Source organism: Bacillus cereus group sp. TH152-1LC, assembly GCF_027710505.1.
Classification (GTDB): domain Bacteria; phylum Bacillota; class Bacilli; order Bacillales; family Bacillaceae_G; genus Bacillus_A; species Bacillus_A mobilis.
Genome location: NZ_JAQFNK010000002.1, coordinates 274458 through 288078, shown reverse-complemented (window position 1 = coordinate 288078; position 13621 = coordinate 274458). Strand labels below are relative to the sequence as shown.

Genomic DNA, 13621 nt, shown 5'->3' with positions numbered 1-13621 from the left:
ATAAAAAAGGCCGTTTTCACGGCCTTTTTTTATATTTACTGAAAATGACTTATATCTGCAAATTGCTTCACTTCACCTTTATCTTCTTCAAATTCTATTATACTAAGACTAGCACTATGCATAAATGGATCATTCCAAACATTTTCTATTTCAATACCCGCAAAATGTCCTACAAGTAGTTTTGCCGCTGCCGCATGGGAAACAATTAATATACTTTCTCCTTTATGCTTTTCTAAAAGAAGCTGTATCCCCTCAATTACCCTTTTATAAACAGACTCAAAATTTTCTCCTGATGTTGACTGAAAAAGATGTGGCTCATACCAAAACAATTGTATTTCGTCTGGGTATTGCCTTTCTATATCATCGACTGTCTGTCCTTCCCATTTACCCATGTTAATTTCATAGAAATGCTCATCCGCAATTATCGGTATATCACGATCGCCCTTTATTAGCTCTGCAGTATGAAGGGTTCTTTCACTCGGACTACTATAAATCGCATCGATAGATAAATCTTTCATTCGATCTCCTAATTGCTTAGCTTGTAGCATACCGTTTTCAGTTAAAGCAGAATTTTTCCGTCCTTGCATTCGCCTCGCTACATTCCATTCCGTTTCACCATGCCTTGTTACATATACAGTTGTCTTCATTTCTCATTCCCCCTTACCATGTTGGCCGCAATTCCCACGGTTCTACTCGTCCTACAATCGATTCATCACATTTACTCTCAATTCCTTTTATTACCCCATCCGATATTTCTTCATGGGTAAGCCATCTCCCGTATGTATCTTCTAATATAAAACCTAATATTATTCTATGGTAGCTACATCGCGTACCTCCTATTTTTTGTGCGGGCATACGCGACGCTTTACTACCTAAAATATGAAAAACGTTGTATGTTTCAGACGATAAGTCTAATTCTCTACAAATGAGTGATAACGTACCCTTCGCACTTGCGTGTATCCATGCGATAACTACTGTTATTAGACCATTCCTCTCAATTGTGCTTTTAATAGCTAGCTTTACATCGTCATCATTATGATAATCTAACGGAAGACATGTGATACTTTCTGGTGCAGCACTCTCTCGCTTAACATTTTCTAATTTCACTTCATCTCGTCCAATAATAGAAACATGAAATCCTTGCTCACAAAGCCACATAGAAACTCTCTTTAGCATTCCTGTCCCGCCAATTACTAACACATGCAACTTCTTTCCTCCCTTAGTAAAATGTCATATGAGGTTTATCTTCTCTATAATAATTAAGTCGGTCTTGCAATGTCCCTGAATGAAACTCAAATTTGTGGCCGTCAGGATCAACAAAATATATAGACTGACAATCTCTTACATCCCGTTCTCTTCCTTGTAAAATATAAACATCGTTTTCTTCTAATCGCTGCAGGAGGCGTTCAAAGTCTTTCTGTTCAACTGAAAACGCAATATGCGTATAAGATTGATGAATCTCATTTCTCGGAATATGTGTTTCTTCATTAAGTGCTACCCATAACCCACATATATTGAAATATGCGAGTTTTCTCCCTTTAACTAATAATTCCCCTTCCAATACTTTTTCATAAAATGTAATAGAATCTTTTAAATTAGATACTGAAAAACAAAGATGATTGATTCCTTTTAACAACTCTAATTCCTCCTATACAAATAAAAGATGAGCGAAAATTCACTCATCTTTTATTATACTATTTCTTTGTAATATATGCCCATTTATAACTGAAGTCCCCACCAAACGTATGATTCGCAATACCTTTCACGTATGGTTTTTCTAAATATGCCGTACTTTGTTGGTACGTAGGAGAAATAGCAGCATCTTGACCAATTAAGATTTTTTCAGCTTCTGCAAGGGCATTCCAGCGTGCTTTATCATCTTTTAATAGCTCTCCTTTTGATTTCGCTACTAAATCATCATACTTCGGATTAGAATAATCCATTTCATTAAATGAGCTTCCCGTAACAAACATATCAATATAAGTCATTGGATCCGGATAGTCCGGACTCCATGCGGATAATGAGAATTCATATTCAAATTTCTTTTCTAACTCTAGCTTCTGCTTATATGGTTGTTGTTTCAAATTCACTTTAATACCAGGTAAATTTTTCTCTAACTCTTCTTTAATAAAGTCGCCCACTTTTTTACGGCTACCGTTATCATCATTTAGAAATTCTACTGTAATTGTATCTTGACCAAGCTCTTTTTTCGCTTCTTCCCATAATTTTTTTGCTTTTTCTGCATTATCTTTGCTGTCACGGAAATTTTTATTTACAGTACGGAAATCTTTTCCATCTGGTCCTGTCGTAAATTTCTCAGGTACTAAGAAATATGCTGGTAATGATCCGTCATTTAAAATAACATTGGCAATTCCTTTTTTATCGTATGCCAGATCAATCGCTTCACGAACTTTTTGGTTTTTAAACGTTGCATTTTTTTGGTTAAAACGTAAGAAATACATACGTGGATCTAACTTCGTTTTAAATTCATCTGGCTTATTCTTTTTATATTTATCAACGAATTCAGAACTTAAAATAACTCGATCTGCTTGATCACTATCATATAAATTTACTCCTGTGCTCGTTTCCTTCACAATATTTACATTAATTTCTTCTAACTTCACAGTATCTTTATCCCAATAATTAGGGTTTTTCTTTAGCTGATAACTTCGTTCATGTTTCCATTCACTCATCGTAAATGGTCCATTGTATAATAGTTTATCTGCTTCTAATGCATATTTATCCCCTTGTTCTTTCACATATTTTTCATTTAAAGGGAAAAATGTTGGGAATGAAGTAAGCTCAAGGAAATATGGTGCTGGTTGTTCTAATTCTACTACTAACGTTTTATCATCCTTTGCTTTTACTCCTAATTGATCTAACGGTAATTCTCCCTTATTTACTTTCTGTGCATTTTTCACATCAAATAAAATAAATGCATACTCAGCTGCCGTTGCTTTATCTAATGCGCGTTGCCATGCATATACAAAATCTTGCGCTCGAACTGGATCCCCATTAGACCACTTTGCATCTCGTAATTCAAATGTATATGTCGTTTTATCTTCACTAATCTTCACATCTTTTGCCATACCCGGAGTTGGTTTATTATCCTTATCTAAACGATATAACCCTTCCATTGCATTGACAAAGGCACGGAATGATACAGAGTCTGTCGATTTTGACGTATCCATTGAAGGAATTTCTGCTGCTTCTAGTAAGTTTAAAACTTGCTTATCTGCTGCTCCCTTACCTGCTTCTTTCTTCGTTGTAGATGCCTTCTCCCCATTTCCGCAACCTGCAACTAATACACTTGTCGATAATGCAACTGCAGCAATCGTTGTTACCTTTCTCTTCATTCTTCCTTCCCCCAATCTATATGTATAAATGAAAGCTAGCATAATACATATTATTATACAAAAGATTCAGATTATTTCAAATATTATTTTTGTACAGTAAAAAAAGAAGCGGATAGAACGCCTTTCTATCCGCTTCTTTTTCTATTCCTTTTACTTGTAATCCATCCTCTATGTCAAATGGATTTTGAACTTTAAATATTTCGTCCATTATCTTCAAAAACTCTTCCTCATTTTTGGATTCGCCATTAATCGTCAATGAGTACGGCTCAATTTCGCCCAATTTATAATCAACAACAAATTGGATTTCCACCTTTTTCCTTGGCATATCAGGACTAACCCCTTGGAATTCTACTAATTCTAATCCTTCCGTTCCACGATAGTATACCCACCTTGGATTTTTAAAGTAACTTTCAAACGATTCACCAATGGATAAGAACGGATATTCATATAGTGAGCTTGCACGAACCTTTTGTATAATATCTCGATCAGTCGGGAAAAAGAAATGGCTGAAAAAGATACTAGCAACTGCTAAAATCGTAACAATGGTTGCTCCCATTTTACTCGTTCCACCACTATCACGAATGAGATACTTTTCAACCGATTCATCTTGAATTTCTCGTGCTTTTATTCGGTATATACGCCTTTCTGCAAATTGATAATATAACCCATTCGCAAAAATCGCCATTCCAAATAAAATAAAAACGAGTAACAAAAACGTAAGAGGTACCATATTAATGATCGGAAGTGCTACGTTGAATCCCATATAATAAGAAAACGCATCGCATGCTAATAATAACAATATAAATAAAGCTGCAGGCAAATAATACTTACGATATCCAAGCCAACCTACATTAAAAATAGCTGCCCAACCATTCCAACTCCACCTAGCAATCCGCTTTTCCTCAAGCTCCCATTTCCTTTTGTAATTCGGATATTGTCTCCCTACATATACTTCTAATTCCTTGTCTATTTGCGAGCACCCTTCACCTTGTTCATTATGCAAAGTCCGCTGGCAACTTTCACAATTCAACTGATCTCCCTCGCAAAGTTGCCCACAATTTATACATTTCAAAACAATCCCTCTTCCCATCCATACGTCATTTCAAAATACCTTCGTGTTTTAATAGCCACTCTTTCCTCCATAAACCACCCGCATACCCAACAAGCTTCCCGCTCTTTCCTATTACACGATGACACGGAACGATAATTGAAATTGGATTACGACTATTCGCTCCTCCTATCGCTCGTACAGCTTTCGTATTTCCAACCTTCTCTGCAATATCTAAATATGAAGCACTTACGCCATAAGGAATAGTATAGAGCGCATCCCATACATTTTTTTGAAATGATGTTCCCTCAGCAGACAGCGGGACCGTGAACTCTTTTCTTTTCCCCTTAAAATATTCATCTAGCTCATTTATACATTGATCTATCGTTTCATTTTTATGTTCTTCTTGTCTCTCATCAACAAATATAACAGACGTAATTCCTTTATCGTTCGCTGTAATTTCCAGCAAACCTAATTCACTTTCATAATAAGCCTGGTACATATGTCATCCTCCAATTTAATTCATATTAATTATTGTAACACGAATAGACAAAATTTTTCGTATAAGCGTTTTATTAGGGAAACAAAAGCGAGAATGATACAATGTAAAAAAATTCAATCTAGGAGGCTATTGAATGAATCCCGAACTTTTTTCATCTTATACAGTTAAGGATGTTACATTTAAAAACCGGATTGTCATGTCACCTATGTGCATGTATTCATCAGAGAATGAAGATGGTCAAGTAACTAATTTCCATCTCGTTCATTACGGAACAAGAGCTGCTGGTCAAGTTGGTTTAGTTATGATCGAAGCAACAGCCGTGTTACCTGAAGGGAGAATTTCTAATAAAGACCTAGGTATATGGGATGATAGCCTAATTGAAGGCTTACATAAAACGACAACTTTTATACATGATAACGGTGCGAAAGCCGCCATTCAACTCGCTCACGCCGGAAGAAAAGCAGAATTAGAAACGGATCCTCTCGCCCCATCAGCAATTCCGTTTAATGAAACAATGAAAATACCAGTAGAAATGAATATACAGCAAATAAAAAATACTATATTAGCTTTTCAGCAGGCTGCAATACGTTCAAAACAAGCTGGATTTGACGTTATTGAAATACATGGAGCCCACGGTTATCTTATTAATGAATTTCTTTCTCCACTTTCTAATAAGCGGACTGATGAATATGGGGGCTCACCTGAAAATCGCTATCGTTTCTTACGTGAAATTATTGACTCCATAAATGAAGTTTGGAATGGACCGTTATTCGTTCGTATTTCAGCAAATGACTATCATCCTGATGGGTTAACGGTTCAAGATTACGTTCAGTATACAAAATGGATGAAAGAACAAGGGGTAGATGTAATCGACTGTAGTTCTGGGGCTGTTGTACCGGCACACATCGATGTATATCCCGGGTATCAAGTACAATACGCTAAACATATTAAAGAACATGCTAACATTGCAACTGGTGCTGTTGGATTAATTACGACTGGGGTGCAGGCAGAACAAATTTTAAATAATAACGAAGCAGATTTAATTTTTATCGGACGTGAGTTACTTCGCAATCCTTACTTCCCAAGAATAGCCGCCAATGAACTTGGCTTTGAGTTACAAGAACCGTACCAATACAAGCGAGCACCAGGGAAAATCCATACGAATAAATAAAGTGAAACTTTAATCAGTGGGGGTTTTCTTCATCCCCCACTGATTATTAGCCCTCACCAATCGGACTTTTGTGGGCAGCCCGACCCCCACCTAACTTCTTTGCTTTCGCTGAATTTTGAGGTGGGGGTCTTACTGCCCATTAAAGCGGGATAAAACCAAGAATATTATGTACGACTACTTACGGAGAAATTAAAAGTATACTACAAGACTATATTTGTTATTTTATAATATCATTTTAAGGTATATCAACATTTTGCTTGATACGCCTATTTTTTTGTTTTTCACCGCCCTTTTGTCATCACATTTAGTATCACAGCGAAAAAAAGTTATATAAACTCAATTAAATTTAATGAACAAAACAAGCATAGTCACACTCTAAATATGCGAGAAGGTTACAATCCATATTCCATAATGTGGATCACAATTGAAGTAACAAAAAAAACAATTTCTCAAATCAAGTGGGAAATTGTTTTTTTATTATAATAGTATACTGTTCTAAATTCGTTTGTTATTCTATCGTTGTAATTTCATTTGAGTTATAAAAATATATACCCGTTTCTTCTCGCAATGCAGTGATATACATCCCTTTCGCCACATCTTTCGCTGAAATTGGTTTATACTTTTTGAAAGCCCCTTTAAATATAAAAGGAATGATACGAGATAACTTTTCAGCCATTCGTTCACCAAAACGAAATTCTTGTCGATTTCCTACTAATAAAGATGGCCTAAAAATGTGAATACCACCAATCACTAACTTTTGTAATTCCTCTTCCATTTTCCCTTTAACTTGCGAATAAAAGAAAAACGATTTAGGATTTGCTCCCATCGAGGACACAACAAGGAAATTTTGCACCCCTTGTTTTTCAGCTAAACAAGCAGCTCGTAACGTATATTCATAATCTACCTTTTTAAAATTCGCCTTTGTTTTTGCTTTTTTGATTGTTGTTCCTAGACAACTAAATACGTCATCTACAGCAAAAAACTCTTTATATTCCTCTAACATCGAAAAATCTATTTGCTTTTGCTGTAACTTTTCATGTTGCCATTGCATTGGTTCCCTTACAAAAATAGTAACCGAATCGTAGTAATCTGATTCAAGTAATAGACGCGTTATCTCTTGTCCAACTAAACCACTTGCACCAAGTACTAACGCTGTTCGCTTATTCATATATGCATATACCTCTTATTTTACTTTTCTCTCCTTCAGTAACATACAACTTTTAGGAGTTTCCTTCTCTCATTTTACCACAAGTAAAGCACTATGCGTACGCATAGTGCTTTACTCACTCTTTTTTCTCATCTTTCTCTCGCAATTTTGTTACTGATGATGCATCTCCTAAATTACTTATTAATCTTCTTAAAAAAATTAAGACTAAGGCTAATGGTAATACTACCGCTAATATCAATAAAATAGCTTCCATTAAGTAACCCAAACACTCATCCCCCTCTACCCTCCTTTCAAATATATGAACGTGGCGTTGTCACATATGCATGTATTCCTAAAAATAATACATCCAAATTTGACAACTTTATAACAAAAACAAATCGGAATGATTATTATTTATTGCAACTTTATAAAAGATGTATTATACTAAGTTCGCAAACTAAAACGTAATTATTACGTTTTGCATTAAAATGATATTTTTCTTCTATAATTGGGGAAAATATATCCGTAAAAAAGAAAAGAGGAGAACTTCATGCCTAAAAGATTGACTATATTTTCATTCTTACTTATTTTCACTTTAATTTTTACTGGCTGCTCAAATAAAAAAGAAGGCAAGGCCAAGAAAGATGGAAAACTAACTGTTTATACAACTATTTTTCCTCTTGCTGATTTCGCAAAAAAAATTGGTGGCGACTATGTAACTGTTGAAGCGATTTACCCGCCTGGTGCAGATTCTCATACATTTGAACCAAGTCAAAAACAAACCGTACAAGTTGCAAAAGCCGATTTATTCGTTTATAACGGTGCTGAATTAGAACCATTTGCTGAAAAAATGGAAAAAGCATTACAAAAAGAAAATGTTAAAATTGTAAATGCATCAAAAGGTATTGAACTGCGTACTTCTACAGAAGAAGAGCATCATGATCACGGAGACGGCCATAAAGAGGATGAACATCATCACGATAAAGACCCGCACATTTGGTTAGATCCTACTTTAGCAATGAAACAGGCAGAAAAAATTAAAAATGCACTTGTAGAATTACAACCTGACCATAAACAAGAGTTCGAAAAAAACTTCGCAGCACTTCAAACAAAATTCACTGATTTAGATGATCAATTTAAAGCAGCTGTTGCGAATGCAAAAACGAAAGATATTTTAGTTTCTCATGCGGCTTATGGTTACTGGGAACAACGCTATGGCCTAAAACAAATTGCTATCGCGGGTATTTCAGCTTCTGATGAACCATCTCAAAAACAGCTTGCTGAAATTACAAAAACAGTAAAAGAACATAATCTACAATATATTTTATTTGAAACTTTTTCTACTCCAAAAGTAGCATCTGTCATTCAAAAAGAAACGGGTACAAAAATTTTACGCTTAAATCATCTTGCTACTATTTCTGAAGATGATGCGAAGAACAATAAAGATTACTTCACTTTAATGGAAGAAAACGTAAACACATTGAAAGAAGCTACTAACTAATCATTTTTTTAAAGAAGCTGCATATGTCATGCAGCTTCTTTTTTACTTGTTCTTACTTGACTTGACCAAAATAACAAGTAAAATTATCCATATTAGCTTTTACGCTATATTAATTTAGAAGGTGAGTTGGAATTATGACTCTTCACATTTGTGAAGTAACAGAAAAAAATTGGCGTTCGGTAGCTGCTTTAAACGTCGCAAAAGACCAGCAGCAATTTATTGAAAGCAATGCGTTTTCTCTAGCAGAATCATTATTTGAAGGAAACGGAACGTCAGTAGGTTTATACGATGGAGAAACACTTGTAGGATATGCAATGTACGGATGGTATTGGGAAAAACGTAAAAGCGTATGGTTAGATCGCTTTATGATTGACGAGCAATATCAAGGAAAAGGATACGCAAAACGTTTCCTTCGCATACTCATTCAATTCTTACAAGATAAATTTGAATGTAAAATAATTTATTTAAGTTTACATCCAGACAACAAACTCGCAATGGGATTATACGAGTCATTTGGCTTCCGCTTAAATGGCGATATTGATGACGAAGGCCCAGTTGTAGGTGTTGTAATGGAGTTACTATTAGATGAACATACAAGCCTGTGAAAACGGGCTTTTTATTATCCTTCGTTTTTTGCAATCTAGCATTTTTCCATAGAGTACTTAGTTAATTCCAAAAAATAAGCCTGCAATATATGCAGACTTATTTCACACACTCCTCAAAATGTTCTTGGAACCATTCTTTATTAATATCTTTTCCGATAAACACGACTTCACTTACTCGTTCTTCGCCCTCTTGCCACTCTCTATCGTATGATGCAGCAAACAGTGTATGCACACCTTGGAAAACGATACGTTTATTTACTCCATCAATCGATAAAATTCCTTTGTAGCGATATAAATATTCACCTAGTTCTTGAACGACAGCTGACATCCATTCATTTAGTTTTTGTAAATCTAACGGACGTTCTTCACGCAGTACAAACGATTTTACACCTTCTAGATGATTATGCTCTGTATGAGGATAAATTTGTAACGTATCTTTCGTTTTAAACGTCTGAATTTGTAGTAACGATTGAATATCCACATCACAGTTAGTCGCCTCAATTAACTTTGCAGTTGGGTTAATACCTTGCAGTTCCTGCAAGAGATTTTCCTTTTCACTTTCATCCACTAAATCTAATTTATTTACTAAAACGACATCAGCAAATGCAATTTGTTCCTTTGCTTCTAGTCCTTTTTCAAAATGTTTATGTATATGATAACTATCTACTACTGTTACAACACCGTTTATTTGGTATGCAGATTGAATAACAGGATCTAAAAAGAATGTTTGAATAATCGGACCTGGATTTGCAAGACCAGTCGTTTCAATTACTAATCCATCAAAATCCATTTTCCCTTCTGCTTTTACGTCCAGTAATTGTTTTAAAGCGACGAGTAAATCTTCACGTACCGTACAACATAAACATCCATTCGTCATCTCCATAATCTCTTCTTCGACATTCATAATCAACTGATTATCAATACCAATTTGCCCTATTTCATTTACAATCACTGCTAATTTCTGACCGTGATTCTCTGATAAAATGCGATTTAATAATGTCGTTTTCCCTGATCCAAGAAAACCAGTTAATATTGTTACTGGAATCATTCCTTACATCTCCTTATAGCTATATGTTTCTACATTATAGCATATAGAGAAAATCGTTTTTGTAGCAAAACATATTTATTGTATGTACGACACTGTAACTATATAATAATACATAGCAAGAAAGCCTTTTCAAAAAATTATTCATTCATCAAGGGGGTACTTATAATGGAACGAGTTCAAATGGCCGAAACACTAGAATTTTCTCGTATTATTCAAGGTTTTTGGCGTTTAGCAGAATGGAATATGACAAAGCAAGAGTTACTTTCTTTCATTGAAGCTTGTATGGAAATGGGAATTACTACTTTCGATCACGCTGATATTTATGGCGGGTATACGTGCGAAGGGTTGTTCGGCGAGGCATTAGAACTTAAGCCTTCCTTACGCGAAAATATGCAAATTGTCACAAAATGTGGAATCGCTCCCCCATCACCGAAATTTCCCGAGCGATATGTTGCGCACTACAATACGAGTGCTGAACATATAATAAAAAGCGCGGAAGACTCATTACAAAACTTACATACAGATTATATTGATGTATTGCTCATTCATCGCCCTGATCCATTTATGGATCCAAATGAAGTAGCAGAAGCGTTCTCACGCTTAAAACAAGAAGGAAAAGTCCGTCACTTCGGTGTATCTAACTTTTTACCTTCACAGTTTAATATGTTAAGTTCCTATTTAGATTTCCCGCTCCTTACAAATCAAATTGAAGTATCAGCGATGCATCTTGAGCATTTCGAAAAAGGAACAATTGATTTATGCCAAGAAAAACGAATCAATCCTATGATTTGGTCGCCTCTTGCTGGCGGAGAAATCTTTACTGGTCAATCAGAACGTGCCGTACGTGTACGTGAAACTTTACAGAAGATTGCTACTGAACTAGGTGTTACTAGCATCGATACAGTTATGTATGCATGGCTGCTTGCTCATCCAGCTAACATGATGCCAATCGTTGGATCTGGTAAATTAGATCGTGTTAAAACAGCCGCTCTTGCCACAAAAGTTAATTTAGATCGTCAACAATGGTTTACAATTTTCGAAAGCTCTAATGGACATCCTGTACCATAATACACAAAAAGAAGAGCTGTTTCTTTACAGCTCTTCTTTTTCATATGTATTTCTAGTCATGGCAAATACACACATATCCCTTAATCCATTTCCATCTACCGCTACACTCGCACTTTCCAATGTACCCTCTAACTTAAAGCCTAATTTCTCAGGTATAGCCCTACTCTTCTTATTTAAAGAATCACATCGAATTTCTACGCGGTTTGCTTTCAGCTCAGAAAAAGCATAATCCGTTATCCCCTTTGCAGCCTCTACCATATAGCCTTTTCCACCAAACCTTGAATCAATCCAATACCCAATTTCAAATTGAGGTATATCCCAATTAATACGATGCAATCCAGCAGATGCAATAAATTCACCTGTTTCTTTCGAAAAAACTAGTAATCTTAAATCCTCACGCTGCAAAAATTGAATATGCGATTTTCTAATACTCACTTCTACTTCTTCCTCTGTTTGCTCTTTTTGTGCAAAAACCATCCATGGTTTTAATTCTTGCATAGAAGCTCCAATTGCATCGTATACAGCTTTACCGTCACCTGGTTTCGGCATTCGAATAAATAGCCTTTCAGTATAAAATTCAGTAGGAAAATCGAATAATAACGGATTCACTTTCAACACTCCTTTTAATTCTTTTATATATAATAATATCCATCTCAAACTATACAGTAAAGAAATTTCTGAATTTTACACATTTTAATCATTCACCTCTACCGCAACACGAACGCCCGATTCAATTGCACCTTGTATCCATCCGTGATATAACGTTGTATGATCACCTGCAAAGTATATTCTCCCCTCTGGTTTTATAATTGCTGGTTGTAGTTCGGATTCTTGACCAGCCTGGAATAGCGCAAATCCTCCAAGTGCATATGGATCCAATGTCCAACTTTTTGATACTCCAGACATGAACTCATCATATACTTGACCACCTAATATCGTTGCTAAGTTGTGTAGTGCATAATAAATACGATCTCCCTTTGATAACCCATCCCATAACAACGCATCATAAGACCATGTATAGCTGCCTAACATCATGGCAGGTCCTTTCTCTCCAATTCCGTGACTTGGATAATAGGCATAACGAATTGGCAAATCCGTTATAATCCTGCCACCTAATTGTCCTTGTTCTTCCCAAAATCGACTTTTAAATTGAATTCCTATTTTCGTTGCTGGCATATAATGCAATTCACGAATTGCTTTCCATTTTTCATGAGATATAGAATCAAATGGATCTACTTCCACAAAGCGCATTGTCGAAAATGGAATTGTGATAATAACTAAATCCCCTATAATACTACTATACTCAAAAGTTTGCTCGTTTCGATAAAAAGCTGTCACACCGTTATCGTGCTGATGTAGCTTCATCAATTTTTGATTATATATAATATTTTCTTCTAATTGTGGTAAAAAGGACTTTGGTAATCTATCATTCCCACCTACAATTTCACAAAATCCACTCTCCTCTTGCATAATATATAAAAAGCGTAGCGTCTCTACAAATGACCTTTCTAAAAAACCTTCTAAATCTAATAGAACACCGATCATCTCAATCGTTACTGGTGAAAAGTAAGTATTATATTGATAAGGATGATACTTTAAAAATTGACCTGTAGAGTATCTCCCAAAATCCTTTACTACAATATCCCAATTTTTCTCTGGGTTCTTTTTTATAAAATTTATAATTGGCTGTACCGCTAACAATAATAGTTCCTCAGACGTTTTCCCGACTTCATTCATTTCCACAGGATACTTTAATATACTTGGGGCTTTTTCATATTGTTTTAATGTCGTTTTCCGGCCATTTACGTAAATAATATCCGTCTCATTCCTATTAATAAAAGGGCTTACCTGTAGCCCAAATTTTCTTATATACGCCATCGTTAATGTGTGCGAATATGGAATTCTCATTGCCCCTACATCCAAATATAATCCGGTATCTTCCATTCTAACTGTCTCTATGCGGCCACCTACCCGGTTGTTTGCTTCAAAAATCTTCACATCATGTCCTGCAGCTTTTAATAAAGATGCCGAAACTAATCCAGCCATGCCTGCGCCTACTACAATAATTTGCTTCGGGCGCGTCGTCTTCTTTAATCCTTTATTTATAACTTTCAACACTTCATCCATCTTAGTGTTATACATTATATCTTTCTGCACAATTCCACCCCTTACTTC

General features: G+C 35.5%; 15 protein-coding genes. 4 read left to right on the top strand and 11 right to left on the bottom strand.

Annotated elements, in window-relative coordinates:
* Positions 1–35: 35 nt before the first annotated feature.
* The 6 genes from PDL00_RS08005 to PDL00_RS07980 all read right to left on the bottom strand — a co-directional run bounded on the left by PDL00_RS08005 (position 36) and on the right by PDL00_RS07980 (position 4906).
* On the bottom strand, positions 36–647 hold the full coding sequence (locus tag PDL00_RS08005; protein WP_270728278.1) for a phosphoserine phosphatase 1: 612 nt from the start codon (positions 645–647) through the stop codon (positions 36–38).
* 13 nt (positions 648–660) lie between these two features.
* On the bottom strand, positions 661–1206 hold the full coding sequence (locus PDL00_RS08000; RefSeq protein WP_270728275.1) for a short-chain dehydrogenase: 546 nt from the start codon (positions 1204–1206) through the stop codon (positions 661–663).
* Between the two features lie 13 nt (positions 1207–1219).
* The gene (fosB, locus tag PDL00_RS07995; RefSeq protein ID WP_270728272.1) at positions 1220–1636 is read right to left on the bottom strand and encodes a FosBx1 family fosfomycin resistance bacillithiol transferase; all 417 of its coding nucleotides are present in this window, start codon (positions 1634–1636) and stop codon (positions 1220–1222) included.
* A gap of 58 nt (positions 1637–1694) precedes the next feature.
* Positions 1695–3356, bottom strand: a complete 1662-nt coding sequence (locus PDL00_RS07990; RefSeq protein WP_270728269.1) for a peptide ABC transporter substrate-binding protein — start codon at positions 3354–3356, stop codon at positions 1695–1697.
* Positions 3357–3432: 76 nt separating this feature from the next.
* Positions 3433–4446 (bottom strand): DUF2628 domain-containing protein, encoded by a 1014-nt coding sequence (locus PDL00_RS07985; RefSeq protein ID WP_270728267.1) that lies wholly within the window; start codon positions 4444–4446, stop codon positions 3433–3435.
* Positions 4447–4453: 7 nt separating this feature from the next.
* The gene (locus tag PDL00_RS07980) at positions 4454–4906 is read right to left on the bottom strand and encodes a methylated-DNA--[protein]-cysteine S-methyltransferase (RefSeq protein WP_063261332.1); all 453 of its coding nucleotides are present in this window, start codon (positions 4904–4906) and stop codon (positions 4454–4456) included.
* A 133-nt stretch (positions 4907–5039) separates the two neighbouring features.
* Between PDL00_RS07980 and namA the strand changes: the two genes are divergently transcribed.
* Entirely contained in the window at positions 5040–6077 is a 1038-nt protein-coding gene (gene namA / locus PDL00_RS07975) for an NADPH dehydrogenase NamA (RefSeq protein WP_270728264.1), read from the top strand.
* Positions 6078–6585: 508 nt separating this feature from the next.
* On the opposite strand, the gene PDL00_RS07970 is transcribed toward namA, so the two are convergent.
* Both PDL00_RS07970 and PDL00_RS07965 read right to left on the bottom strand, forming a co-directional pair.
* Complete coding sequence (locus tag PDL00_RS07970; protein ID WP_242256157.1) at positions 6586–7245, bottom strand: oxidoreductase; 660 nt, start codon at positions 7243–7245, stop codon at positions 6586–6588.
* Between the two features lie 115 nt (positions 7246–7360).
* A complete protein-coding gene (locus PDL00_RS07965; RefSeq protein ID WP_242256156.1) occupies positions 7361–7510 on the bottom strand; it encodes a hypothetical protein in 150 nt (49 codons plus the stop codon).
* 264 nt (positions 7511–7774) lie between these two features.
* Between PDL00_RS07965 and PDL00_RS07960 the strand changes: the two genes are divergently transcribed.
* Together PDL00_RS07960 and PDL00_RS07955 are read left to right on the top strand one after the other, a co-directional pair.
* Positions 7775–8725 (top strand): metal ABC transporter substrate-binding protein, encoded by a 951-nt coding sequence (locus PDL00_RS07960; protein ID WP_097817531.1) that lies wholly within the window; start codon positions 7775–7777, stop codon positions 8723–8725.
* Positions 8726–8859: 134 nt separating this feature from the next.
* Entirely contained in the window at positions 8860–9330 is a 471-nt protein-coding gene (locus PDL00_RS07955; RefSeq protein ID WP_000172418.1) for a GNAT family N-acetyltransferase, read from the top strand.
* A gap of 97 nt (positions 9331–9427) precedes the next feature.
* Here PDL00_RS07955 and PDL00_RS07950 read toward each other — a convergent pair whose 3' ends face one another.
* The gene (locus PDL00_RS07950) at positions 9428–10378 is read right to left on the bottom strand and encodes a CobW family GTP-binding protein (protein ID WP_063261328.1); all 951 of its coding nucleotides are present in this window, start codon (positions 10376–10378) and stop codon (positions 9428–9430) included.
* Between the two features lie 165 nt (positions 10379–10543).
* On the opposite strand from PDL00_RS07950, the gene PDL00_RS07945 reads away from it, so the two are divergent.
* Complete coding sequence (locus PDL00_RS07945; protein WP_270728256.1) at positions 10544–11446, top strand: aldo/keto reductase; 903 nt, start codon at positions 10544–10546, stop codon at positions 11444–11446.
* A gap of 24 nt (positions 11447–11470) precedes the next feature.
* Here PDL00_RS07945 and PDL00_RS07940 read toward each other — a convergent pair whose 3' ends face one another.
* Together PDL00_RS07940 and PDL00_RS07935 are read right to left on the bottom strand one after the other, a co-directional pair.
* Entirely contained in the window at positions 11471–12055 is a 585-nt protein-coding gene (locus PDL00_RS07940) for a GNAT family N-acetyltransferase (protein WP_270728252.1), read from the bottom strand.
* An 84-nt stretch (positions 12056–12139) separates the two neighbouring features.
* Positions 12140–13603: a flavin monoamine oxidase family protein gene (locus PDL00_RS07935; RefSeq protein ID WP_270728249.1), complete on the bottom strand. Its 1464-nt coding sequence runs from the start codon at positions 13601–13603 to the stop codon at positions 12140–12142.
* Positions 13604–13621 lie beyond the last annotated feature (18 nt).

Bases quoted from the DNA above. Each gene is read 5' to 3' on its own strand.
- PDL00_RS07960 (WP_097817531.1), top strand. From the start codon at position 7,775: ATGCCTAAAAGATTGACTATATTTTCATTCTTACTTATTTTCACTTTA.
- namA (WP_270728264.1), top strand. From the start codon at position 5,040: ATGAATCCCGAACTTTTTTCATCTTATACAGTTAAGGATGTTACATTT.
- PDL00_RS08005 (WP_270728278.1), bottom strand. From the start codon at position 647: ATGAAGACAACTGTATATGTAACAAGGCATGGTGAAACGGAATGGAAT.
- PDL00_RS07980 (WP_063261332.1), bottom strand. From the start codon at position 4,906: ATGTACCAGGCTTATTATGAAAGTGAATTAGGTTTGCTGGAAATTACA.
- PDL00_RS07985 (WP_270728267.1), bottom strand. From the start codon at position 4,446: ATGGGAAGAGGGATTGTTTTGAAATGTATAAATTGTGGGCAACTTTGC.
- PDL00_RS07950 (WP_063261328.1), bottom strand. From the start codon at position 10,378: ATGATTCCAGTAACAATATTAACTGGTTTTCTTGGATCAGGGAAAACG.
- PDL00_RS07990 (WP_270728269.1), bottom strand. From the start codon at position 3,356: ATGAAGAGAAAGGTAACAACGATTGCTGCAGTTGCATTATCGACAAGT.
- PDL00_RS07945 (WP_270728256.1), top strand. From the start codon at position 10,544: ATGGAACGAGTTCAAATGGCCGAAACACTAGAATTTTCTCGTATTATT.
- PDL00_RS07970 (WP_242256157.1), bottom strand. From the start codon at position 7,245: ATGAATAAGCGAACAGCGTTAGTACTTGGTGCAAGTGGTTTAGTTGGA.
- PDL00_RS07955 (WP_000172418.1), top strand. From the start codon at position 8,860: ATGACTCTTCACATTTGTGAAGTAACAGAAAAAAATTGGCGTTCGGTA.